This is a genomic window from Aphanothece hegewaldii CCALA 016, assembly GCF_003007785.1.
Lineage (GTDB): Bacteria > Cyanobacteriota > Cyanobacteriia > Cyanobacteriales > Microcystaceae > Chroococcus > Chroococcus hegewaldii.
In genome coordinates, this window is sequence record NZ_PXOH01000018.1 from 1 (window position 1) to 24,715 (window position 24,715).

At 36.8% G+C, this 24,715-nt stretch carries 20 protein-coding genes; 8 read left to right on the forward strand and 12 right to left on the reverse strand.

The window, feature by feature from the left end; genetic code table 11:
• A partial coding sequence (locus C7H19_RS15500) for a photosynthetic reaction center family protein (RefSeq protein WP_483860659.1) occupies positions 1-449 on the reverse strand: 449 nt, incomplete at its 3' end.
• 227 nt (positions 450-676) lie between these two features.
• On the opposite strand from C7H19_RS15500, the gene ureC reads away from it, so the two are divergent.
• The 6 genes from ureC to C7H19_RS15530 all read left to right on the forward strand — a co-directional run bounded on the left by ureC (position 677) and on the right by C7H19_RS15530 (position 6,559).
• Positions 677-2,386, forward strand: a complete 1,710-nt coding sequence (gene ureC, locus C7H19_RS15505) for an urease subunit alpha (RefSeq protein WP_106457819.1) — start codon at positions 677-679, stop codon at positions 2,384-2,386.
• A 232-nt stretch (positions 2,387-2,618) separates the two neighbouring features.
• On the forward strand, positions 2,619-4,031 hold the full coding sequence (locus C7H19_RS15510; RefSeq protein ID WP_106457820.1) for a DUF2079 domain-containing protein: 1,413 nt from the start codon (positions 2,619-2,621) through the stop codon (positions 4,029-4,031).
• A gap of 56 nt (positions 4,032-4,087) precedes the next feature.
• On the forward strand, positions 4,088-4,789 hold the full coding sequence (rpe, locus tag C7H19_RS15515) for a ribulose-phosphate 3-epimerase (protein ID WP_106457822.1): 702 nt from the start codon (positions 4,088-4,090) through the stop codon (positions 4,787-4,789).
• 94 nt (positions 4,790-4,883) lie between these two features.
• The gene (locus C7H19_RS15520) at positions 4,884-5,201 is read left to right on the forward strand and encodes a hypothetical protein (protein WP_106457824.1); all 318 of its coding nucleotides are present in this window, start codon (positions 4,884-4,886) and stop codon (positions 5,199-5,201) included.
• Between the two features lie 153 nt (positions 5,202-5,354).
• A complete protein-coding gene (gifA, locus tag C7H19_RS15525; protein WP_106457826.1) occupies positions 5,355-5,552 on the forward strand; it encodes a glutamine synthetase inactivation factor IF7A in 198 nt (65 codons plus the stop codon).
• A gap of 113 nt (positions 5,553-5,665) precedes the next feature.
• Positions 5,666-6,559, forward strand: a complete 894-nt coding sequence (locus C7H19_RS15530; RefSeq protein WP_106457828.1) for a DMT family transporter — start codon at positions 5,666-5,668, stop codon at positions 6,557-6,559.
• A gap of 34 nt (positions 6,560-6,593) precedes the next feature.
• Here the strand turns inward: C7H19_RS15530 and C7H19_RS15535 are convergent, their stop codons facing one another.
• From C7H19_RS15535 to rpmI, 6 genes are all read right to left on the reverse strand, one after another.
• Positions 6,594-8,234, reverse strand: a complete 1,641-nt coding sequence (locus C7H19_RS15535) for an HAD family acid phosphatase (RefSeq protein WP_106457830.1) — start codon at positions 8,232-8,234, stop codon at positions 6,594-6,596.
• Between the two features lie 27 nt (positions 8,235-8,261).
• A complete protein-coding gene (locus tag C7H19_RS15540; protein ID WP_106457831.1) occupies positions 8,262-9,785 on the reverse strand; it encodes a phosphate/phosphite/phosphonate ABC transporter substrate-binding protein in 1,524 nt (507 codons plus the stop codon).
• Positions 9,785-11,797: a 3'-5' exonuclease gene (locus C7H19_RS15545; RefSeq protein WP_106457833.1), complete on the reverse strand. Its 2,013-nt coding sequence runs from the start codon at positions 11,795-11,797 to the stop codon at positions 9,785-9,787. Before C7H19_RS15545 ends, C7H19_RS15540 begins: the two co-directional genes overlap by 1 nt.
• A 212-nt stretch (positions 11,798-12,009) precedes the next feature.
• Positions 12,010-12,963, reverse strand: coding sequence for a PhoH family protein (locus tag C7H19_RS15550; protein ID WP_106457835.1), 954 nt, complete (start codon positions 12,961-12,963; stop codon positions 12,010-12,012).
• Positions 12,964-13,010: 47 nt separating this feature from the next.
• Positions 13,011-13,364, reverse strand: a complete 354-nt coding sequence (gene rplT / locus C7H19_RS15555; RefSeq protein ID WP_106457836.1) for a 50S ribosomal protein L20 — start codon at positions 13,362-13,364, stop codon at positions 13,011-13,013.
• 35 nt (positions 13,365-13,399) lie between these two features.
• Complete coding sequence (gene rpmI / locus C7H19_RS15560; RefSeq protein WP_106457838.1) at positions 13,400-13,600, reverse strand: 50S ribosomal protein L35; 201 nt, start codon at positions 13,598-13,600, stop codon at positions 13,400-13,402.
• Between the two features lie 246 nt (positions 13,601-13,846).
• Between rpmI and C7H19_RS15565 the strand changes: the two genes are divergently transcribed.
• A complete protein-coding gene (locus tag C7H19_RS15565) occupies positions 13,847-14,311 on the forward strand; it encodes a hypothetical protein (RefSeq protein ID WP_106457840.1) in 465 nt (154 codons plus the stop codon).
• 90 nt (positions 14,312-14,401) lie between these two features.
• Here the strand turns inward: C7H19_RS15565 and C7H19_RS15570 are convergent, their stop codons facing one another.
• From C7H19_RS15570 to C7H19_RS15590, 5 genes are all read right to left on the reverse strand, one after another.
• Positions 14,402-15,025, reverse strand: coding sequence for a Calx-beta domain-containing protein (locus tag C7H19_RS15570; protein ID WP_219907663.1), 624 nt, complete (start codon positions 15,023-15,025; stop codon positions 14,402-14,404).
• On the reverse strand, positions 15,022-16,293 hold the full coding sequence (locus C7H19_RS15575) for an RNA-guided endonuclease InsQ/TnpB family protein (RefSeq protein WP_106457843.1): 1,272 nt from the start codon (positions 16,291-16,293) through the stop codon (positions 15,022-15,024). Before C7H19_RS15575 ends, C7H19_RS15570 begins: the two co-directional genes overlap by 4 nt.
• 77 nt (positions 16,294-16,370) lie before the next feature.
• Positions 16,371-17,351 carry a hypothetical protein gene (locus tag C7H19_RS15580; protein ID WP_106457845.1) on the reverse strand — a complete coding sequence of 327 codons (981 nt, stop codon included), beginning with the start codon at positions 17,349-17,351 and terminating at the stop codon, positions 16,371-16,373.
• A 436-nt stretch (positions 17,352-17,787) separates the two neighbouring features.
• A complete protein-coding gene (locus C7H19_RS15585) occupies positions 17,788-19,722 on the reverse strand; it encodes a Calx-beta domain-containing protein (RefSeq protein WP_106457846.1) in 1,935 nt (644 codons plus the stop codon).
• 531 nt (positions 19,723-20,253) lie between these two features.
• Positions 20,254-23,427, reverse strand: a complete 3,174-nt coding sequence (locus tag C7H19_RS15590) for a Calx-beta domain-containing protein (protein ID WP_106457848.1) — start codon at positions 23,425-23,427, stop codon at positions 20,254-20,256.
• 591 nt (positions 23,428-24,018) lie between these two features.
• On the opposite strand from C7H19_RS15590, the gene C7H19_RS15595 reads away from it, so the two are divergent.
• Positions 24,019-24,705, forward strand: a complete 687-nt coding sequence (locus tag C7H19_RS15595) for a hypothetical protein (protein ID WP_106457850.1) — start codon at positions 24,019-24,021, stop codon at positions 24,703-24,705.
• Positions 24,706-24,715 lie beyond the last annotated feature (10 nt).

Here is a 24,715-nt window from a genome sequence, read left to right on the forward strand (position 1 = left end):
GGTGCCGAGTATGCTACACAGATCCAAGGGCGCATCCCTAAACGGTAAGATAGTTCCCACTGACGACCGAGGTAACAGAATACTCCGATTAAGAAGTGGAATACTACTAACTGGTAAGGGCCACCGTTGTATAACCACTCATCAACAGAAGCTGCTTCCCAGATGGGGTAGAAGTGTAATCCAATTGCGTTAGAAGACGGGACAACTGCACCAGAGATGATGTTGTTTCCGTATAAGAGTGAACCTGCAACCGGTTCGCGGATTCCGTCGATGTCTACTGGAGGTGCAGCGACGAAGGCGATTAAGAAACAGGTGGTCGCGGTAAGCAGGGTGGGGATCATTAGTACACCGAACCAGCCGACATATAGACGGTTGTTGGTGCTTGTGATCCACTGGCAAAACTGCTCCCATGCTGACGCATTGCTGCGTTGTTGTAGGGTGGTGGTCATTGCTTTATGATTCCTATTACGTTTTCAAGGTTCGTTATGAATATGTACTTATCTTAGTCAGTTTCTATAGTTTTGTAAAGCTTTCTAACAATGTGTCTTCTTATGTAAATGATAAGCTTAACTTATGTATGTTTTTTGACCGTTTGACCATTGGTACAATTGAGCAGCCGAAATAAACACGGGTTACAGTGTCAAGGACTTTCAAAAGTCCTAATGGAGCAATTACAATGAGTTATAGAATTGATCGCCAAGCTTATGCCGAAACTTATGGGCCAACAGTAGGGGATAAAGTTCGTCTTGCTGATACAGAGCTTTTTATTGAAGTAGAACAAGACTTTACCACCTATGGGGATGAGGTGAAATTTGGCGGAGGTAAAGTTATTCGGGATGGAATGGGACAATCACCGATTTCTCGTAACGATGGGGCGGTAGATTTGGTGATTACAAATGCTCTCATTTTAGATTGGTGGGGCATTGTCAAAGCCGATGTGGGGATAAAAGACGGTAAAATTTTTAAAATCGGAAAAGCGGGTAATCCTTATATACAAGATAGAATCGATATTATTATTGGCCCTGCAACCGAAGTAGTCGCGGGTGAAGGAATGATTTTAACCGCAGGGGGGATCGATACTCATATTCATTTTATTTGCCCCCAACAAATTGAAACTGCGATCGCATCTGGTGTTACTACTATGATAGGGGGTGGAACAGGCCCCGCAACTGGAACCAATGCAACGACTTGTACCCCTGGCGAATGGAATATTTACAGAATGTTACAATCGGCTGATGCGTTCCCTGTGAATCTGGGTTTTTTGGGCAAAGGTAACAGCAGTCAAAGCGATGGACTAATTGAACAGATCAAAGCGGGGGCGATGGGTTTAAAATTACATGAAGATTGGGGAACGACACCTGCAACCATTGATACTTGTTTAAAGGTTGCCGATAAATATGATGTTCAAGTAGCAATACATACAGATACTTTGAATGAAGCGGGTTTTGTCGAAGCAACGATCGCAGCATTTAAAAATCGTGTCATTCATACCTATCATACCGAAGGTGCAGGCGGGGGTCACGCACCCGATATTATTCGAGTTTGTGGAGAAAGTAACGTTTTACCCTCTTCTACTAACCCAACACGTCCTTATACTTTAAATACCTTAGAAGAACACTTAGATATGTTGATGGTTTGCCATCATTTAGATCGCAGTATTCCTGAAGATGTGGCGTTTGCTGAATCTCGTATCCGTCGAGAAACGATCGCAGCCGAAGATATTCTACATGATTTAGGGGCTTTTAGTATGATTTCTTCAGACTCGCAGGCAATGGGAAGAGTTGGAGAAGTGATTATTCGTAGTTGGCAAACCGCGCATAAAATGAAAGTACAACGGGGTTCTTTAAACGGAGAAACTGGCGATAATGATAATCTACGAGCAAAACGTTACATTGCTAAATATACGATTAACCCTGCAATTACTCATGGAATTTCTGAGTATGTGGGTTCCATTGAAACAGGAAAATTAGCCGATTTATGTTTATGGCGGCCTGCTTTTTTTGGTGTTAAACCAGAATTAGTCATAAAAGGAGGTATGATTGCATGGTCACAAATGGGTGATGCTAATGCAAGTATTCCCACACCACAACCTGTTTATATGCGTCCGATGTTTGGTAGTTTTGGGGGTGCAATTGGTGCAACTTCTTTGACTTTTCTTTCTAAAGTTGCTCTTAAAGCTGATATTCCTGACAAATTAAATTTACAGAAAAAAGCCGTAGCCGTTTCTAATACTCGTAATATTAATAAAGCCAGTATGAAATTAAATAACGCTTTACCGAATATTGAAGTTAATCCTGAAACCTACGAAGTAAAAGCAGACGGAGAGTTATTAACCTGCGAACCTGCCACTATTTTACCGATGGCGCAACGATATTTCTTATTTTAATTTTAAGATTATTGTAGGGGTTTGGTTATTAATCCCTCGTTAAATCTTAGGATTATTGTAGGGGTTTGGTTGCCAAACCCTTTTATTTGTGGTAATCGTATTATTCAATCAAAAATTACCATTGCTATTATCGAGGTTTTCTTTCTAAAATTATGATAAATCTATTAGATTTGGAGACCAAAACCCTACAGAAAAATTATTATTAATTTCTTATATTAAACAAAAATATATTATGAGAAAAATCAAACTATCTTTAATAAATTTAATTATTATAAATTTTATAATTTTATTAATTAGTAGTATAATTAGACACAGACTATTTCAATCAAATGCACTCGATTTAGGGTGGTTTGATCAGGGCGTGTATTTAATAAGTCAAGGCAAAAATCCGATTATTTCTTTTGTGGATTATCATATTTTAGGTGATCATGCCGCTTTTATATTATATCCGATCGCTTTACTCTATAAAATTTATAATAGTGTTTATTGGTTATTAGCAATTCAAGCGTTAGCCCTTTCGCTAGGAGCTTTCCCTATTTATCAGCTTTCTTTACAAGCGGATTTAAAGCACAAAATAGCGATTACTTTATCAACGGCTTATTTACTCTATCCACTCATTTTCAATGTTAATCTTTTTGACTTTCATCCTGATGTAATTGCGGTTCCTGCTTTATTATGGGCAGTTTTAGCCGCTCGCTCTAATTCTATTATTGGCTTTCTTGTGGCAATTGTAATCGTTTTAAGTTGTAAAGCGATTTTTTCTTTAACGGTAGCTGCGATGGGAATATGGTTATTACTCTTTGAAAAAAAACGTTTATACGGCAGCATCGCTATTATTTTGGGTATCGCTTGGTTTATTTTATCCACTCAAGTCATTATTCCAATATTAACGGGAAATGATGCGGCTATAGAAATGGCAGATAGCCGTTATAGTTATTTAGGGAACTCAGTCGGCGAAATCATAAAAAATATTTTTCTCAAACCTAATTTAATTTTAGGCAAACTTTTTAGTTTAGCCAACTTAGAATATATTATTTTTCTATTTATTCCTGTAATTTGGGGACTTTCGCCGCGCTATTTATCACCTTTGATTGCAGCTATTCCAACTCTAGCATTAAATTTAATTACAGATTATTTACCGCAAAAAAACCTAACCAATCAATATTCTTTAACCATTATTCCCTTTTTATTTATAGCAGTAATCGCCACTGAAGCCGCAGGTAAAGGATGGTTAAAAAGACCCAAATATATAATACTTTGGTCACTGGTGGCATTTATCGCACTCGCAAAATATGGTTATTTTGGTTCAATTTATTTAAAAACATTAGATACTTGGCAAGCAACCCAAAAAGCAGTATCTTTAGTCAATACGTCTGGAGGTGTATTAACCAATTCTGCGATCGCACCTCACCTCACCCATCGCCCACTTGTTAAACTAGCCATACAAGGATCAGAAACATTAGACTTAAAACAGTTCGATCACATCTTACTGAATAAACGTCATCCAGGTTGGTCAAGTTCACCCGAACTCATTCAACAGTTTATCACTCGTCTTGAACAAATCCCAGAATTTAAACTAACTTATCAACAAGATGAGGTTTTTCTATACCAAAAATCCCTCAATATAACAAGAAAAAAATTCTAAAGAGTCTGTTAAGATTGATACTAAATAACGAGCCTTTATAAAACTAAAGATCAGCCATGACCCAAAACGGATATACTAAATCGATCGTTGTTGCTCCTTCTATTCTATCTGCTGATTTCAGTCGCTTGGGTGAAGAAATCCAAGCGGTAGATAAAGCTGGTGCAGACTGGATACACGTAGATGTAATGGATGGCCGCTTTGTTCCCAATATTACCATCGGCCCACTGATTGTAGAAGCTATTCGCCCTTATACCCAAAAACCATTAGATGTTCATTTAATGATTGTCGAACCCGAAAAGTACGTCGCTGATTTTGCGAAAGCGGGTGCTGATATTATTTCTGTACACGCGGAACATAATGCCTCACCCCATCTTCATCGTACTTTAGGTCAGATTCGTGAACTCGGAAAGCAAGCAGGTGTCGTTCTTAATCCTTCTACTCCCTTAGAATTGATCGAATATGTTTTGCCTATATGTGATCTCGTTCTCATTATGAGCGTTAACCCCGGTTTTGGTGGACAAAGTTTTATTCCTGAAATGGTTACCAAAATTCAAAAATTACGCCAAATGTGCGACGAAAGAGGTTTAGATCCTTGGATCGAAGTTGATGGAGGTTTAAAACCTGCTAATACTTGGCAAGTCACGGAAGCTGGTGCTAACGCCATTGTAGCGGGTTCTGCGGTCTTTAATGCCCCAGATTATGCGGCAGCAATTGAAGGTGTTCGCAATAGTAAACGTCCCCAATTAGTTACAGTGTAACTCTAAGAAATAGGGAATAGGCATCATCTGTAACCGATTTTCCCTATTTTAACAAAGGCGTTTATTATAGTAGAAATTCAATTCAACAGTAACAATGAAAAAAGATTTATTAACGCTTTTAGGATGTTCTAGCTCGATCGCACTAACTCTCTTGACGGTTCCTTCCGCTTATGCTAATAATGTACCCGTCCAAGAATACGTTTTTACTTCGGCAAATGAAGGTACGGAAATTCTTGCAGTAGAACACCCAACCGAAAATTTAATCGCTGATCAAGCTGATTTTGCTAATTGTAGTTGTCAGGATATTAATATGAGTGATGCCGAGGGAGAAAGAGCGATCGCTCTTTATGGCTGTGATTGTGCGGCTCATCGTTTACTTGTGCAAAATCTAAACAAAAATCAGAATCTGTAAAGATTATATTATATAAACTTTTAGATAATGCAGTTTGCATTATTTTTTTATATATTAAGCAAATTTGTAACATATGCTACAGTTTTATGTGTTATATATATTAGTGAGGGTAAAAAATATAAAACCATCATTCAGCAATCGGAGCATAAGATAATGAATACTGAACAACAAGCACGCGCACTATTACAACGTCATCACCAGATGATCAAAAACCGTCAACAGTCTATGTTAGAAAGAACAGCCGAAGAAATTGGCGTGGATGTTGATAGTAAATATCGCGGTACAATCCAAGGACAAACTCAATCTGATTTTAGTAAATCCTACGATCGCAGCAATGCTTCTTTAAGCTAGATCAATGGTTGTCAATGTGAATAATTTGTTAAAACTATCCATTAACCAGACATCAACAAGGGTATTCTTTTAATCTAGAAGCGTACCCATATTTTTTTGATTAAAAATTTTCAGTGAACCTTCTTAACCTTACAGGTGAACTAGCCGCATTAGGGGCAGCTTTTTTATGGGCTGCCTCTTCTATTGTGTATTCCCTACTCGGTCAGAAAATATCCCCTTTACAGTTAAATTGTCTTAAAGGTAGTATTGCGATCGTACTTATTATTTTTACCTTATTACTCACTCATCAAGAGTTTCCCGAATTCGCACTGATTCCAGCCATATTCCTCGGATTTAGTGGTGTAATCGGGATAGGATTAGGCGATACGGCTTATTTTGCTGCATTAAATCAATTAGGGGCAAGACGAACCCTTTTAGTCGAAACCTTAGCCCCTCCCATTTCGGCACTCATTGCTTTAGTGGCATTCCAAGAAACCTTAAAACCTTTAGCATGGTATGGTATTTTACTAACTTTAATCGGTGTTGCTTGGGTCATTACAGAACGCACACCTAGTATAACCGTCAGTTTAGCAAATCCAACACGAGGCATTATTTGGGGATTATTAGCGGCATTATCCCAAGCAGTCGGCGGAGTTTTGTCGCGTTTTGCCTTACTAGAGTCAGATATTACGCCACTTTGGAGTACACTTATTCGGATTAGTGCAGGAACCATGACCGCCTTAATCTTATTATTACTGAGTTCGAGAAAATCTGAGAATCATAAAATAATTTGGTCAAGACGACTGGCGGGAATTATTACATTAACTTCTTTTGGTAGTACTTATTTAGGAATTTTCTTGCAACAAACCTCATTAGAATTAATTCCTGTTGGTATTGCTCAGACGCTTTCGGGTACAAGTCCATTATTTGTTTTACCATTAGCTGCGGCAATGGGTGAAAAAATTAGCCTGAGAGCGATTTTGGGTGTATTGATAGCAATGGGAGGAATTAGCTTATTATTTCAGTAACACTCTAGCACCTGAAAACCGCTCTCAGATTAACCTAATCCCAACTACCATAAGTGGCATTAGGAAGTAAGAAGAAAGATTTATCGATTTGCTCTAACATTTGCCCTGCATTGATGGTGTTTTGTTTAATTTGAGGAAAATCTTCAATATTATCGCCCACATATAGCAAGATTTGATGAGGTTGCTGCCAAATGTTTTGAACGATGCTTTCTTTTTCTTTCCAGCAGTTTTCTGCTGTACCTTGTTCGACTAAACGACGACGGAGATCCTTACTGTTATGGGTTTCAGTAGATTGATCCTTTTCAGTTTTACCAAGAATACAAACTTTCTCAGGGGAAGCGTTTAAACCTAGTTTTTCTAGATTAGTACGAGTGATTTCAGCTTGTTGAGCAGTGCGATTTGTAATTGCAGCGATTTTGACACCACGAGATAAAGCTAAATTCCATAAAATATCTGCACCTGGAACTAATTCTGCTTCGGCATTTTCTACCCAAGTATCCCATAATTGTCGGTCAAAACCGGTTCGTAATAGCTCTTGAGCTATCTTATCATAACCACTATTATCAAGAATTGTCTCATCAATATCGACGACAATTACACATTTAGCTCTATTGTTGCTATTGCAATTTTGTTCTTTTATTAGTTCTTCCAAGCGTGCTGCTGCTCTTTCAAATACTGAGCGAGTAATGGTACGATACTCAAGAGAATTGTGTCTCCATCGATAGTCTGGAGAAAGTTTTAAAGCTGTCATGTCAATAGTGACACCTATGGGACAGTGATCGGACGGATGCTCGGATTCTGCTTCTTTGTATACTAATTGGAAAAACGATCGCTCTGAAACAGCCCTTGTCACACCTTTGTCTAATACAATATGATCGATATAATCTTTATAACGATTACAACTAGATAGCCGACCTTCTGTTATAGTTTCCAAATCTGCACCGATATCTGGCTCACTGTCATCAATTTCTTGCCAGAATTCGTCTCCTGGTATATTTAAACGACGATTTAAATCACCTGCAATAGCAAAACGTTCACCCTTTTTGACTCTTTCATCAATCCATTTTTCAAGAATTGGCAATTGGGTAGCGAGTTCTTTGCAACTACTATTATTAGACGGAGGATTTGAAAGAGAATCACTAAAACAACCTGATTTTAAATGAACTGCTAGTAAGTGAAGCGGTTGGGAATTACTTTTAACTATAATATACGCACCTCGCCGTAATCCTAAATTACTAAGATCTAAAGCTTCTAAATCTTTTTCCTTTTCAAAAACGATATCTTTACGGATGGCAAAACCAGCTAATTGAGTTGTTAAAGTATTATTTGGATTTTCTCGACATTTTCTCGGCTGAGATGAAGAAGGGCGCGAGGCGAGAACAATATTCCATTTAGAAGCTGGAAAAACACGATGAGCGGCGGCTTCATTTTCTACTTCTTGAAGGGTGATAATATCTACTTTTTTTTCATCAAGAAGACGATTAGCATAGCTTTGTAATAATTGATAATCAGCATTTTGTCGCGGACGGCAACCTTCTCCATTCTTTTCGGCAAGATGTTCTAAATTCCATGTTGCGATCGTGAGTTGTTTTAATTCTGTATTTGATTGACTTCTAGCGACAGACGTAGTAACTAAAGATAAGCCTATTAATGTACTTGTAATAATATTTCTCATTTATTTTTATTGATAAATTTAGATTAATTAACAACCTTCTAAAACTTGTATTTGTTTAGAATTAGTGATGTCTATTTCAAATAAATTTGATTTTATCGATTTTGGATTAACATCATTAATTATTATTGTTTTTCCCTTGATTGTAAGTGGGGTAGTCCCATTTTTTACTTGACCAAGTATTTTAGGCTCAAGCTTAAGATAATATGTGTTTCCCTGCTCATCATTTACATTTAACTGTAAAGTTTCAGCATTAATTTTAACAAAACTATCAACTTTTCCTACTATTCCTCCTTTGACTTGAGGAATTGGACATTGACAACCAAAAAGCTTGACAGGATTTTGAGTCAAATTCTTACATTGAACAATCTCCTCTGCTTTATTAGCAATTTTTCTAAACTCAGTCCAATTAGGTTCTTTTCCATCTCCATAGTTAGCTTCTTTTTTAAGCTCTAATGGTGCATTTTTCATAACATTAATAATCTGTTGCTGAATTTCAGGAGCTAAATCAGGAGAAAGATAGACACCCGAACCTGGAATATCAGAACTTTTGTGAATGATTTTGAATTTAGTTTCATCGACAAAAGAAGCTGCTCTTGCACTAACATCCACATTACCTTTAATAACTAAATTATCAAGCTCACGATCACGATAATCTTTAGTTATATTAAGCGTTTTCCCATAAAGTTGATAAATCGGCATATAAAAACTAGAAGCTGAACCAATACACCCCAAAGCAATTTTATGAGAAGAATTTAGCTCTTTTATAGAATTAATAGAACTATTTTTTTTAGTATATAAAGCTGCTTGATAATATTCAGGTTTATCAGGAAACATTCGAGCAACCCAAGTATAACCATTATCACTCGCTGCAATTGAGTTCATCGGTGAAAGAGTAAATACAACATCCCAATCTTTACTAGCTATTTTGTTTCTAGCATATTCATAACATCGATTAACTGATTCAATTTTTACATCTTTTACTGTGCTTTCTAATTGATTGCTTAAATATTCTTTAAACTTTTCATAGTATTTAGCATCTGTTAATATACCAATTGTTAAAGGAGTTTTATTTAAATCTTTGTAGCACTTTCCTAATGGATTTGTTAAAGTATAATGTCGAGTGTAGTTGGCATCTTCACAAGTTAAAAATTTTCCTTTGTTTGTTGTTAAAGCGATTCCTGCTATACATATGACTCCAATAATGCCTATTGGAATAATAAATACCTTTCTTTGATTTAATAATTTAATTAATCTACTCTTATTTAAAGGAGTAGGTTGATTATTAATTCTCTTCTGATCTACAAAATTTTTTAATTGAATTCGTAAGTTTTTTTGCTTATGACTTGCAAAAGTTGTTGTGTCGATAAAGTTGTATAATTCTGGAAAAAATAGCCATTCATGTCTTATATGGGAAAATAAAGCTTCTAATTCTTCATGCTCTAATCCATAAACATCAGTACAATCAAGTTTTTCATGCTTTTGATTTAATTGTTTACTAGCATTTTCGATTGTTATTAAATCTTTTTCACGTAAATCTTTTAATTTAATCATTATAATACCTCAATTTGCCAATAATCATTTTCTCTTAGTGGTTCCAGAAAAGAAGACGGTTGATTTTTTGAACCAAATACCAACAATGAGCGCATCGCTCTAGAACAAGCAATGTAAAAAAGCTGTCTTTGTTGTTTAAGTAATTCTTTCTGTTCATCTCTATGACTATTATTTATGTAATTTGGCAGTAGTCCTTCTGTTAAACCAACCACAACAACAAAAGGAAATTCTAGACCTTTTACTGATTCTAAACTTAATACTCTAATACAACTATTACTTGAATTATGATTTAGCTTGTCTTGATATTCAGATGCAAGACCGTAAAAACTTAGCTGTCTAGCTAAAAATTCTCCATATTGACGCTCAGGTGATAAAATAACTCCTGTATAAATAGGTAACTTAAATTTTTTTGAGCTTTGTTTGAAAAATACTTTAATTAATTTTGCTTGATTTAATAGATCATCTGTTAAAATAATTTTAGGTTTTTCACCTCTTAAATTAGAAAAACTAGCAGTTTCTACACTTGATATAATGCTAGGATACGCTTTTCCTATTTGTTCAGTATTACGAAAGCTTCTATTTAAAGTTCTTATTTCTCCTTTATACTCATTCTCATCTTGTAGAAAGTCCCACGCAAAAGGAAGCTTTTTTAAACTTTGCTCAGTATCTGCCGTTAAATAAAATTTATTTTTTGAAATAGCTAATTTCATTAAAATTTCTATTGCAACTGGCGAAAGATCCTGTGCTTCATCAATCACAATAGCATTAAAAACAGAAGTATTCTTTTTATTAATAATTTCTAAAGCTTTTTGTCTGATATGCTCAGTTGTAATATAACCCGATTTTCTTAAAATCTTTTTCCATTGTACATAAATTTCCCAAATCTGTTCCATAATCTGCTTTTCTGGTTTATATCCAAGACCAAAACGAGAAATTTGTAAATATTCATCACAGCTTTCTATTCCTCTAGATTCAATCACAATTAATATTTCATCAAGCAAATAATTCAAGCCAAGATTAATAATCTGATTTTTAATAGATGGTATAATAGTAATCTCATGAATGACTGATTTCAAGCAGAATAAACATATTTCTTCTGTTGCTAATTTATATCGTTCTCCATAAGATCGTCTATAAATTTCAGAAGCTAATTCATCAACTGTTTTTAAAGTTACTCCTTTAGCTTGTAAATCATCTCCAATTAAAGCTTTCAAAGGCTTGATATAATATTCAATTAAAGAGGGATTAATTGTTGTAAATAGTATCTTTTTATAGCCATCTTTAAGTAACTTTTTAGTTTGATAATAAGCTAAAATAGATTTTCCTGTTCCTGGCCCACCCTTTATTAAAAGTGGATAGTCATTCTTTTGATTTAGTATTTTCTCTTGTTCTTCACTAAGTTTAAGATAGAAATTTTTAATTTCTCCTTGAAGATATTTTCTTATATCATCTGATTCTTCTAAAACATATTCAGCTTTTTTATCAATTAGGTCTAATTCTTCTTCAATAGACTTTTCACGGGAAGGTAAACAGTCAATAATTATTTCTATCCATTTTGGTTCTATTGGTAGCTCAAGTAAATCATCTTCTTGATCAATAGATAATAATCGCTCATGATATTCTTTAGGTATTTCCCAATGTTCTAGCTGCTCTGACGTTAAGAAACTACTCTGAGTGGGTAAACTTTCGTCTTCATCGATCTTAATAACACATAAACTTTCTTCCTCAGCTATTGACATCAAGTTTTCTGACTTATATGTATCCTTATCTCTTTCAACAATCTTGAGCAGTTTAACCCATTGATTATCATACTTATAAAATAGGCGATAGCGGTGCGTGACATAGATACGCCATAGATCAATCCCTTTAATTTTTACGCTATGACCATTAGTAGGTTTTGGATTATTTTTTAATTTTTCAATGACATCAGGTAATTTGTCTCTTATTTTGTTGGGTAAAGTTAAACTACTGTTAAGAAAACTGTCTGTAATAGAAATAGACCAAGACGACATAAAGTTTATTGAGCAAATTTTGTTCTATATACAGAGTTCCCATTATTGTCTTATTTCTAACATTGGCTAGTTATACTAAATCCGTATAAATCGGACTCTTTTAATTAAGCGTAGGGGTTTGGTCTCCAAACCCTCTATTTTACTGGATTTGGTATTACAGTAAAGCTTGAATAGTTAGATATTCCAATCAATAATCACAGTACAATAACAAATTATTGAGCTTGTTCATAAGCGGCAACAATGCGCTGTACAAGGGGATGACGTACAACATCAGCTTGTGTGAAATAACAAAAAGAAAGCCCTTCAACTGATTTTAAAATACGTTGAGCAACGACTAAACCTGATTCTTGTTGGGGGGGTAAGTCCGTTTGTGTCACATCACCTGTAACCACCATTCGTGAACCATTACCCAAACGAGTGAGAACCATTTTTAATTGAGCCGGTGTGGTGTTTTGGGCTTCATCAACGATAATAAAAGAATTGCTCAGGGTACGTCCGCGCATATAAGCCAGTGGTGCGACTTCTATTTTACCGCGTTCCATCAAGTCTGGTATCTTAGCCGCGTCGATAAATTCATATAAAGCATCGTACAAGGGACGCAGAAAAGGATTAACTTTTTGCTGCAAGTCTCCTGGTAAAAAGCCGAGTTTTTCCCCTGCTTCTACCGCCGGACGAGTGAGGATAATGCGTTCTACTTGGTCACTTAATAAAGCTTGTACGGCTAAAACGGCGGCTAAAAAGGTTTTTCCTGTTCCTGCCGGCCCAATACAAAAGGTGATATCGTGGGTCTGAATGGCTTTGATATATTGTCGTTGACGAAAGGTTTTAGCGCGAATGACTTCGCCTCGTCGTGTTCTGGCGAGTACATTTTGCTGTAAGTCTTTGTATTCTTCTGATTTTCCCGTATCTATGGCATGAATGGCGGTTAAAATGTCGGGTTCTGAGATAGTTTTGGCTTCTTCCCAATATGGCGATAGGGAACGTACAATCTTTGTCGCACGTTCCACCGCTTTTTCTTGGCCATAAAGGATCAGTTCTTGTCCCCGCAATACTAGATTAGCTCCAGTTTGACGGGAGATATATTTTAGGTTTTCTTCTTTGTTGCCAGCTAATGCGATCGCACTATCATGACTGTTCAATAGAATGGTTTGAGAGGCTTCTGTCATCACTATTCTTCATATAAAGCCTAAAAAAAGCGATCGGCCAAACCATTTTATTTTCCTTGCGCTGCGACTTCAACCACTTTAGCAAATGCTTGAGGGTCTAAAACAGCGAGTTGGGCTAACATTTTCCGGTTTAGCTGAATATCGACTTTTTTCATTTGTCCGATTAATTGACTATAGCTCATCCCTTGTTGGCGAGATGCTGCATTAATACGGGTGATCCACAAACGGCGAAAATCTCTTTTACGTTTGCGTCGATCCCGATATGAGTTCCGCAGGGCTTTCATTACCTGTTGATTTGCTGTGCGGAATAGTTTAGAATGTGAACCTCTAAACCCTTTGGCTAGTTTGAGAATTTTTTTGCGACGTTTGCGAGCGACGTTACCGCGTTTTACTCTGGTCATGATTTTTGATTATTGTTTTTTTAGGGCGTAATTATTTATAAATAAGGCAGCATGAGACGTACTTCGTCTTCATCTTCTGGACTCACTAAGGCGATGTTTGACAAACGACGACGTTTGACTTCAGATGATTTGTGCTGTAATAAGTGGTTTTTGAAGGCTTTACGACGAAATATCTTTCCACTTCCTGTGGCTCGAAATCTTTTCGCGGCCGCCCTACGGGTTTTTAGCTTGGGCATAGATTCTTTACTAAAATAAAGACACAATCGCTTATTATATCATCAAACGTTTAATCAGCACAAGATATGTGTTGTAGTAAAGTGCGGGGCAATAGGCGATCGCTATAACTTTTTCGTTGTCTTCTCTTTGATTCCAGACTACTATAGACGAGGGCTCGCTCTTTTATCTCTAACTGTAGGATATCGGAGTACGAAAGATGTGGCTCAATTTAACTCACGGATGATTTACAAAGGAGACAATTCTCTATGAAACTAAAAATCGTAACTATTTTCGCCTCTTTTCTGGTTTTACTCAATCTTGTTGTCTGTGGCACTGCTCAAGCCCAAATTGCTCAGGTTTCGCCCGATAAACCTGACTTTACAACACTAACACCCGAAGAAAAAACCGATTTCTTTAGTAAAATTAAAAATCTCTTTAAGCCTTCACCAGATGATATTGCTGACAAAATGAAAATGAAGGAAAAATTTAAGCCTTCACCTGATGATATTGCTGAAAAAGTTAAAAACAGCATGAAAATGAAAGAAAAATTCAAACCCGCTCTTGATGATGCGGCTGAAGCAGTCGACGGAGCTAAAGCGAAGTTATCTCCAGATGATATCGCTGAAAAAATCAAAAACAGCATGAAAATGAAAGAAAAATTTAAGCCCTCTGCTGATGATATCGCTGAAAAAATCAAAGCTAAAGCCGCCGCCGCCGAAACAGCAGAATAATTTTTAACTCAACATTCTTTAAGGGTTTAATTACCCAATCATTTGTAGGGGCTTGGTCTCCAAATCCCTACAATTATTTAAAGAGTCAAATTAAACAAAAAAGTTAGCAGAAGTAGCCATATTGTCCAAAACATTGAACGGCTCATAACTAGCTAAAAGTGGGTCAGAACTCTGAGACATTAAATTAGTCGTACCAGCAACAATTGTACTACTATCATTGTCCTCAATATTCCATAAAGCCACATCCTGCCCCCCTAACGTTCCATTGGTTGGATTAATCAGTCGTAAAAAAGCGAATTCTGTCGGTTCAGCAAGTAGATCATCAATTGGAGATATCGAAACCGTTTTACTCTTTTCATCAGCAGCAAAAGTGACATTTGTCAAGCTAGAATCGGTAAAATCTTGACCAGCGATCGCGGTTCCATTAGAAATGTAAAATTGTACAGTAGAAGAATTAGCTAATGTTCCTGAACGACTAATTGTAACGGTTGTCGTATTGCCGCCTTCTGTACTGGTAAAGGAAGGTTTAGAGAACTGAATCGTTGTAGCCGCTACATCATCATTTTGAATTGTACCCTGTCCGATGGCATCAGCAAGAGTGGCATTTGTTGGAGAGGTGAGATTAACAACGAAGGTTTCATCAGGTTCTACAGTGGTATCACCAATAATGGGAACTGTCAAAGTTTTACTGGTTTGTCCTGGAGTAAAGGTCAAAGTACCAGATTTATTCGTTTGACACTCCAACCGATAAATCGGTTGGATTCTTGCTTCAACGAGTCTTCGGAAAGCCTGATATTGCTATCAAACCCCGACAGAACCTCTCCACAAGCATTTTGAATCACGGGCTGTCCGACCGCGATTAAACCACGATTTCTAATTACTTGGCTTGCTGCTGTGTCTCGATTAGTTGTATACCCACAAGAACAGGAATGGATTCGCTCATTCAAGCTTTTTTTACCTATATGAGTATTACAATTTGGACAAATTTGAGACGTATAATCTTTGTTAACTTTCAAGAAAAATACGTCTCGTTTCCAACACACATAAGACAAGATTTCAAAGAATTGACCAAAACCAGCATCTAAAGTATGTTTACCAAATAATCCTTTAGCCCAAGCTTTGAAATTAATATCTTCAACAAATATCATTCCAGCCGTGTCACAAAGACGATGTGCCAGCTTGTAGTGCCAGTCTTTTCGAGACGAGTGAATTTTTTGATGAAGTTTTGCTATTTTGCTTTGGAGCTTTAACCAATTGTTAGACCCTTTCTTTTTGTTTTTTAATCGTCTTTGTAGCAATTTAAGCTGACCAGATAAACGATTAAAAAACCGAGGTCTTTTGATTAATTCTCCATCGCTTGTAGCTAAGTAGAAATCTAACCCGATATCGACACCTAGCGGATGTCCATGTATTGGAACATTGGGAACATCGATAGCTAATTGATAGACCAATAAGACAAAGTAACCTGATGCTCTTTTTACGACTCTTATTTGTTTGAGCAAGAAGCCTTCAGGGGTTGGTCTAGACCGTCTAATTTTAACCTTTCCTATTTTGGGAAGATTGACCCAGTTATCCCCTACCCATTCATTTTTAACTGATGGATAGACAAAGCTTCTCATGCACTTTTTGAAGCGCGGAAATCCAAAGCTTCTTTCCCACATATTGACAAATGCTGCTTCTAACTGTCTTAGGGTTTGTTGCAACACTTGAGAATGTGGAAAGTTTAGTCCTGGATAAATCTTTTTAGCTTCTGTTAAAGACTTGCACTGAGAATTATAGGTTGGTCTAGGAGTCTCAGGACTTATAATGTATTCAGAGTGTATTGAGCAACAGTTAATCGGTGACTTACGACTATTAACCCAATCTTTTCTTTCTCGTAGCGCATAGTTATAAACTCTTCTGCACGCCTCAAGATATGTCTCAATTGTTTCTATTTGAGACTGATTGGGTTTTAATTTAAAGTCATGTGTCACTGTTATCATACCTCCTATTTTAACATATTTAATAAATAAGCTCACATTTATTAAGGCGATTCATCCACACGATTAAAATCGTGGGCTCATCGAAGCCACGTATCTGTAAGCTGATTACCTAAAGCGGTCGAAGGATTCGGAAATAGATTAGTATTAATTAAGCTTTTTCCTGCGCCATTTTTGACAAAACGGTCAAAGGTACTTGGAAAACCTGTATTCAATCCCCAATTTCCTGAACCATTATTGTAATTAAAGAAACTAAAAAAGCCTAAACCATGGCCAATTTCATGTAATACCACGCTGACAAAATCATATTTATTTCCAGGCGTATTAGCATCAGTCCCAAAATACCAGTTGTTAAAACTGCTACTAAAATTGGCTTCAATTTCTGGCGTACTAGGATCTAAATCAGTTCCAGCTAAAGAATTAGCTAATGCTGATGAATACCATGTTTTAGTCTGGGGAGCATTAGTAAAATTTCTCCAAAAGTCAGTCGGCCCCGCACTACCTAGTATCCCGGCTCCTAGAGGAGTAAAATTAGCAGTAAGGTTAATCTGTACTGGAGAATCAATTAAGCTTTCCCAAATATCTACAGCATATTGAAAGGCTGCTTGTGCTGCTGGCGTAAAACCATTGTAATTAACGTTAATAACTGTATTAGAAGTTTGGGGATTAGGAATACCAACTGCTAGATTGTGTAGATTTTGGGGTGCAGTTATACGAAATGGGTTAGGTCTGGGATCAGCTATTAAAAAGGCTTGTTGATAATTTCTGACTTTTAATGCTTGATTGACCTGAATTGTTTCGCTATTTTGATCTAAATTAGTCTGATTTGATAATGATACATCATTATCGCTAGAAAATTGAGTGATTTCTATTTCGATTTTTTCCTGATTAATTGATTTTTCTTGGCTTATTTGAAATACAGAAATAGTCTCTTTTTCTGGTTTATTTTCTAAAGTTTCACTCCCTTTACTCTTTAATCGAGATGCGGTCAATGATTCTTGTTCTTCACTTAAAGGCTCATTAAAACTAGATGAAAATAGATTTATTTTACTATTCGACATGAATAATGACCTCTTTTTTTTCTAGAGTTAAATAATTTGTTTTAGTTTTTCCAGAACTTTTCTTTTAACTGAATAATAACAGTTTTACTGGAGATAAACTGAACTAAGTAGGTAGTCAAAAACATAATTGTAGGCTGCACCGATGCCCACCAATACCTTAAGCCAAGAGTTATGCGGTCTTTTCATAGTAATGTCTAAGCACTTAATTTTAGTATTGGATAACCAATTAATTTTAAAATTATGATACTCTTTGATTTTAAAATATAAGAAAAATTTAATAATTTTTAAATATTTATTTATTGTTAGTAAATATGGAAATTTATTAAATATTTTTAAGTTTTTTTCATATTTAAGTTGTCAATATTTAATACCACATTCACCATGAAGTAGAGACGCTTTACAAGAGAAGCGTTTCTACTCAGGGAGATTGCATTCATTAAACAAAAAAGTTAGCGGAAGTAGCTATATTATCCAAAACATTTAACGGCTCATAACTGGCTAAAAGTGGCTCAGAACTTTGAGAGATGAGATTAGTCGTACCAGCAATATTTGTACTACTATCATTATCCCGAATATTCCATAAAGCAACATTCTGTGATCCTAACCTTCCGTTAGTCGGATATTTTAGCTGTAAGAAAGCGAATTCTGTCGGCTCGGCAAGTGTATCATTAATCGGAGAGAGAGAAATAGTTTTATTCTTTTCACCTGCATTAAAAGTCACAGTTGTCAAGCTAGTCGGGGTAAAATCTTGACCAGCGATCGCGGTTCCATTAGAAATATAATATTGTACAGTAGAAGGATCGGCTAATCTTCCTAAACGAGTTATTGTAACGGTTGTCGGACTACCCCCTTCTGTACTGGTAAAAGAAGGTCTAGAGAACTGAATCGTTGTATCATTATTGAAAATCGTGCCTTGTCCGGTTGCATCAGCAATAGTGGCATTTGTTGGAGAGGTAAGATTAACAAAGAAGGTTTCACTAGGTTCTACAGTTTTATCACCAATGATGGGAACGCTCACAGTTTTGCTGGTTTGTCCTGGGGTAAAGGTTAGAGTTCCGGATGTATTCGTGTAATCACTCCCGGCGAGCGCTGTACCATTAGCAGTTCCATACATCACTGTAATGTTAGAATTTGAAGCACCAGAAAGGGTCACGGTAAAAGTAGCATTTTTTGTCTCGATATTACCTTCGGTGATTCTGATATCGTTGATGCTGATGGAGGGTGTATTTATGATGGGTTGAGTTTGAATCCCTAATTGCCAACCACCGGCAATAATACCATCATCGCCTATTGTATCATCGACTACATACAATCTCCAAGTTCCATTAGGATTTGTATTATTGAATACTTCTAAATTTGCACTATATGGGCCAGCCGGTGCAGGAGCAGCAAAAGTATCTCCAGTTACAAAATCAGTAGGTTTATAGATTCCTGTACTAATTTGACCTAAGTCTGATAAGCTTGCTGCTGCTGTCTGGTTAAAAGTGAGGTTAACGCCGTTTATATCTCCTTCTCCTCCCGCGTCAGACATTAAGAGGGTTTTTTGTCCATTAGGTCCGACTAATAAAATATCGACATCATCTGGGAAACTATGACTCATATTTCTTAGAGTCACAGTAACTTTAGTAATGAGTCCTGTTAAACCTGACACATTAATACTAGAGGGATAAAGACTAGCGGCACCAACATCATTAATCGTAATTGAACTAAAATTACTAAAAATTGAGGGATCGTCATCAAGAATGGTATAAGTAGCCGTTGTCTGAGTTCCGAGTGTTGCGCCACCTGTTGGGGTTCCGAGTTGAATGTTAATGGTTTCATTAAACTCAACTAGGCTATCTTGAACAATGGGGATAGAAACCGTTTTAGAAGTTTCCCCATTAGCGAAACTAACTGTAATCGGGAAATTATTCGTATAATCAGTTCCTGGAGTGGCTGTACCTGCTGGGTTGCGTAATTGTACTGGAACGGTAATAGCACCAACGCTTCCACCGACTCGGTTAATCGTAATGGGTTGAACTAGAGTACCATTTTCGTTGACGCTGAATGTTGTAGAACTAAATTGTAAAGTACCTGAAGAAGTGGACAAAGCTAAAATAGTATTATCGCCACCAGGCAGATCGACCCGCTTAAAGTTTAGTCTAGTGTTAGTGAGGTTATCCTCTTCATTATCTCTATCATTAATGGTCACATCACCCGTTTTCAAAACATTGACGAATTCTGTCTGAGTTATTCTTGAAGAGAGAGTTAGATTTTCTAAAGAGTCGCTTACTTTACTCTCAAATCGACGGGATGCGGTCAATGATTCTTGTTTTTCACTTAAAGGCGCATTTAAACTATATGAAAAATAATTCTCTTGACTATTCGACATGAGTAATGACCTCTTTTTTTTATACTGTAAAATAATTTGTTTGATTTTGTGCAGAACTAAAATATGTCTGGCTTTAAGTAATTTAATTCAATCTAGTCAACTGAAATTTACTCACAGTTTAATTTTGTCTAAATTGAATAAGTTTTAGGATTCAAAAATAAAGATAAGCTTAAATTATGATACTATGATGGTTTGATTTTTGGCAAGAAAATTTATGAGACTTGTTAAATTTTAAATAGGCGATAATTGTGAGCAGCTATTTAAAGTGAGTATAAGATTTAACATTCTTATTAATAAATTTCAAATATTTTAAAGGTATAATTACCTTAATCTGACTCATTTTCTACTTTTTTGGCTATCTAGTAATTTTTTATTTATTTTCATGTTGTAAATTTGTTATTCAGCTTCTAATAAGCGAAAAACAGAGCGTCAAAAGAGTTAATATCATTTTTCAATCATTCATGCAAGAGATAAAAAGGTAGAGACGCGATATGGCACGTCTCTACACTTACAATTTTTTAAAGAGTCAAATTAAACAAAAAAGTTAGCCGAAGTAGCCATATTATCCCAAATATTTAACGGCTCATAACTCGCTAAAAGTGGGTCAGAACTTTGAGACATTAGACTAGCCGTACCTGCAACATTTGTACTACTATCATTGTCCAGAATATACCATAAAGCGACATCCTGCGCCCCTAACGTTCCACCCGTCAGACTTTTTAGCTGTAAGAAAGCTAATTCTTTTGGCTCGGCAAGTGTATCATTAATCGGAGAGAGGGAGACTGTTTTACTACTTTCGTTAGCATTAAAAGTGATTGTTGTCAAGCCAGAATTGGTAAAATCTTGACCAGCGATCGCACTTCCATTGGTCAGATAAAATTGTACAGTAGAAGAATTGGTTAATGCTCCTAAGCGAGTAATTGTAACTGTTGTTGGATTGCCGCCTTCTGTACCAGTATAGGAAAATTTAGAGAACTGAATCGTTGTATCATTATTGACGATCGTACCTTGTCCAGTTGCATCAGCAAGAGTGGCATTTGTTGGAGAAGTTAGATTAACCAAGAAGGTTTCATCAGGTTCTACAGTGGTATCACCAATAATGGGAACGGTAAAAGTTTGACTGGTTTGTCCTGGAATAAAAGTCAGAGTACCAGATGTATTCGTGTAATCACTTCCTGCGAGCGCTGTGCCATTGGCGGTTCCATAGTTAACAGTAACATTGGAATCTGTAGCACCAGAAAGCGTCACGGTAAAGGTAGCATTTTTTGTCCCGCTATTGCCTTCAATGATGCTGATGTCGTTGATACTGATAGCAGGTGTAGGTATTGTCGGTTGAGTCTGAATTGCTAATTGCCAGCCACCGGCGATCGATCCTGTATCCAGATTTGCATCATCGACAACATACAATTTCCAAATTCCATTAGCACCAGTGTTATTAAATACTCCTAAATTAGCATCATATGGGCCAGCCGGAGCAGGAGTCGCAAAAGTATCGCCAGAACCTATATCAGTCGGTTTATAGGTTTTTGAGGTAATTTGTCCTAAGTCTGGTAAGCTTGCTGCTGCTGTCTGGCTGAAGGTGAGGTTAACGCCGTTTAGATCACTACTTCCCCCCACATCAGACATTAAAATGGTTTTTTGTCCATTAGGTCCAACTAATAAAATATCGACATCATCTGGGTAAGTATGACTTATGTTGTTTAAGGTAACAGTGACTTTAGTAATGAGTCCTGTTAAACCTGAAACATTAATTTCGGAGGGATAGGGACTAGCGGCACTACTATCATTAATCGTGATCGAATTAGAATTACTAAAGATGGGAGTATCATCATCGATAATGAAATAAGTAGCCGTTGTCTGAGTTCCTAGTGTTGCGCCACCCGTTGGTGTTCCGAGTTTAATTCTAATGCTTTCATTCAGTTCTATTAGGCTGTCTTGTAAGATGGGGAGCGAAACCGTCTTAGAAGTTTCTCCATTGGCGAAGTTAACTGTAATGGGTAAAGTATTCGTATAATCAGTCCCCGGAGTGGCTGTACCTGCTGGGTTGTCTAATTGTACTGGGACACTAACGGCACCAACGCTTCCACCGACTCGGTTAATCGTAATGGATTTAATGATCGTACCATTTTCGTTGACGCTGAATGTCGCCGAACTAAATTCTAAAACACCAGAAGAATTAGCTAGAGCTAGGATAACATTACCTAATCCTGGCATATCGACCCGTTTAAAGTTTAGTCCAGTGTTGGTGACGTTATCATCTTCATTATCTCCATCATTGATGGTCACACCACCCGCTTTTAGGGCATAGACGAATTCTGATTGGGTTAATCTTCGTCCGAGGGTTTGAACGGCTAACTGCTGTGCTAGGACGGCAATTCCCGCAATGTGAGGGGATGCTTGACTTGTACCTGCGTATTCTACTGTTCCCGTTCCAGTTGCACCCGCCCCAGTAATCATCGCTCCTGGTGCAAAGATATCTGTTTGTGTGCTACTTCTTTGTGAGAAGCTAGTAATACGATCGGCACCAGTTGTATAGTCAGTTGCGCCGCTACCCCAGTAATAATCCCCGCCATTGTTTCCATCCCATACAGCCCCAACAGATAGGGAGTTAGGATCGGCTGCCGGATAAGAAACACCCTGAGCGCTACCATTTTCATAGAAGCTATTACCTGAAGCCGATACCACGATAACGCCTAGTGCGGCTAGTGCGGCTAGTTCGTCAGAGAGTCCATATAGTGTTTTCGCCGTGTTGTAGTTACCACTATCACCAAGGGACATATTGATACTAGCGATATTGTAAGTTGCGGCGTTGGCTACGACCCATTGTAAAGCTTGCTCAATATAGGAAAAATATCCAGATCCTGAATCTTCAAACACTTTGAGGGCAATAATATTAGCATTGGGAGCCATTCCTTTATAAGTTCCATCTTGGGAAGCGGCAATGCTAGTGACGTTTGAACCATGCCCATCAAAGTCTTGCGCGTTAGAGTCTCCATCAGCGAAATCGTATTGATAGACAATGCGATCGCTTATTCCATCATTATTCGTATCTGGACCAAAAAAGGGATGATTGCGGTTAATCCCAGTATCAAGAACCACTGTCGCAAAGCCATTACCATTGATTCCAGCAAAACGTGTATCAGCACGAAACTGATCGATTCTAATTAGTGGACCTGATTGATTAGTTTGTGGTTTCACCGTTCCATTGTTGATTTTAGGAATTTTGTCTAAGAAAATAGGAGCTTGAGAATTGGTTGTGGTCAGTAGGGGAAGTAACTGATTAATTAAGGCTTGTAGCGGTTTCCCTGAAGGGTCAGTTTTTCCTAAGTATTGGCTTCCTAAAGTATTGAGCAGATTGATATTGTTACTCAAGAGTGCATTTGTTACCGTTCCAAGTTCACTACCCTTAGAAGGAGTCGCGTCAGCCCCAGTAACAGCAATAGTGGATGTGTTGCTACTTCCTTCTAAATCATTTTTATTATCCAAAACCTCCGCTACTGGCTTCGTTTTTAATATTTGGTGAATCGGTGGCAATTCGCTATTTTTTGTGCTGAGTTGAAATACAGAAATAACCTCTTTTTCTTGTTGTTTTTCTAAAGAGTCATTCACTTTACACTCTAACCTTGATACGGTCAATGATTCTTGTCCTTCACTTAAAGGATCATTAAAACTATATGAAAAAAGATTCTCTTGACTATTCGACATGATTAATGACCTCTTTTTTTAGATTAAATTTCCTGTGGTTTCACAGTAAAATAAGTTGTTTGAATTTGTGCAAAACTTTACTTTAAATTAGTTAAAGCAATTTATAGCGGTCTAAAAATTAGGGTTAGGTTATATAGGAACAATCGAATTTCTTATCTCTAGTCAAATCAAATTTAGTAACAGTTAAAATTTGGCTCTACTGAACTAAATTAAGTCTTGATAAATTATTTAACTCTAGAATTATGATACTATTTAGTCTTCAGCTTGACCACAAATTTAATAATTATTATATATTTAATAGTTAAAACTTAATTTTTGCGATAAATATTAGATTTTTGTTCTAGAATATTTTGATTTTATAAGCTAATTTAATAAAATATTTAACATTACATTAAGAAATTTTAAATATTTCAAAGGACTGATACTAAATCCCTGTGAATCGTATATTTGTATCATATTCTACTTTTTTCGCAATATAGTAAATATGTATTGCTCAAACTTCCCTTTATTTCTATCTTATTTGGGACTGACATGAAAAGTTGAAAAAACTATCCTAAAAGTAAAGAGAGTTAGAAGAAAGGAAATCAAAAAATGTTAAACACCAACAACAAGAAAACCACTGCCGTACTCAGCTTATTACTGGGAACCCTAACCATTACTCCACTCTTATCTATAGCGCCCATCGTAGTCAAGAGCGCACAAGCACAACAATACAATCAATATGCACAAGCCGTTCTTCCTGTAGGAACTACTATTCCAGTGAGATACGAAAAAGAAAAAAGAATTCTCATGGCTAAAAATGAAACCATCCCTTTAACTCTTGAAGTAGCCCAAGATATTAGAGATCGTACAGGAAAAGTGGTGATCCCGACTGGCAGTAAAATCGCGGGAGAATTGCAACCATACGGACAAGGCGCTCGTTTTGTAGCGAAAAAGCTAACTTTTAAGCATGGCAATGATGTCTGGTTAAATGCCACATCTAATGTTGTCACTCGTACTGAAACCATCAAAAAAGGTGCAAACCCAACAGAAATTTTAGGGGGAACTGTAGCGGGTGCGGGTGCTGCTGCCATTATCTCAGGATTAACAGGCGATCGCAATATCAACGCACTAGAAGTCCTTAGTGGTGCAGCCATTGGGACGATTGCGGGTTGGGCTTTGCCTACAACCGGTGTCATCGGTGGCGGTTCTAAAGAAGTTCTAGCGATCGCACCTCGTCGAGATCTCACCCTAACACTGCGATCAAATTTGTATGTTGATAAATATGATTATCGATGATAACTAAAAA

Bases quoted from the DNA above. Each gene is read 5' to 3' on its own strand.
- C7H19_RS15540 (WP_106457831.1), bottom strand. From the start codon at position 9,785: ATGATTAAATTAAAAGATTTACGTGAAAAAGATTTAATAACAATCGAA.
- C7H19_RS15580 (WP_106457845.1), bottom strand. From the start codon at position 17,351: ATGTCGAATAGTAAAATAAATCTATTTTCATCTAGTTTTAATGAGCCT.
- rpmI (WP_106457838.1), bottom strand. From the start codon at position 13,600: ATGCCCAAGCTAAAAACCCGTAGGGCGGCCGCGAAAAGATTTCGAGCC.
- ureC (WP_106457819.1), top strand. From the start codon at position 677: ATGAGTTATAGAATTGATCGCCAAGCTTATGCCGAAACTTATGGGCCA.
- C7H19_RS15510 (WP_106457820.1), top strand. From the start codon at position 2,619: ATGAGAAAAATCAAACTATCTTTAATAAATTTAATTATTATAAATTTT.
- C7H19_RS15545 (WP_106457833.1), bottom strand. From the start codon at position 11,797: ATGTCGTCTTGGTCTATTTCTATTACAGACAGTTTTCTTAACAGTAGT.
- C7H19_RS15590 (WP_106457848.1), bottom strand. From the start codon at position 23,427: ATGTCGAATAGTCAAGAGAATCTTTTTTCATATAGTTTTAATGATCCT.
- rplT (WP_106457836.1), bottom strand. From the start codon at position 13,364: ATGACCAGAGTAAAACGCGGTAACGTCGCTCGCAAACGTCGCAAAAAA.
- gifA (WP_106457826.1), top strand. From the start codon at position 5,355: ATGAATACTGAACAACAAGCACGCGCACTATTACAACGTCATCACCAG.
- C7H19_RS15585 (WP_106457846.1), bottom strand. From the start codon at position 19,722: ATGTCGAATAGTCAAGAGAATTATTTTTCATATAGTTTAAATGCGCCT.
- rpe (WP_106457822.1), top strand. From the start codon at position 4,088: ATGACCCAAAACGGATATACTAAATCGATCGTTGTTGCTCCTTCTATT.
- C7H19_RS15575 (WP_106457843.1), bottom strand. From the start codon at position 16,293: ATGATAACAGTGACACATGACTTTAAATTAAAACCCAATCAGTCTCAA.
- C7H19_RS15565 (WP_106457840.1), top strand. From the start codon at position 13,847: ATGAAACTAAAAATCGTAACTATTTTCGCCTCTTTTCTGGTTTTACTC.
- C7H19_RS15595 (WP_106457850.1), top strand. From the start codon at position 24,019: ATGTTAAACACCAACAACAAGAAAACCACTGCCGTACTCAGCTTATTA.
- C7H19_RS15550 (WP_106457835.1), bottom strand. From the start codon at position 12,963: ATGACAGAAGCCTCTCAAACCATTCTATTGAACAGTCATGATAGTGCG.
- C7H19_RS15535 (WP_106457830.1), bottom strand. From the start codon at position 8,234: ATGAGAAATATTATTACAAGTACATTAATAGGCTTATCTTTAGTTACT.
- C7H19_RS15520 (WP_106457824.1), top strand. From the start codon at position 4,884: ATGAAAAAAGATTTATTAACGCTTTTAGGATGTTCTAGCTCGATCGCA.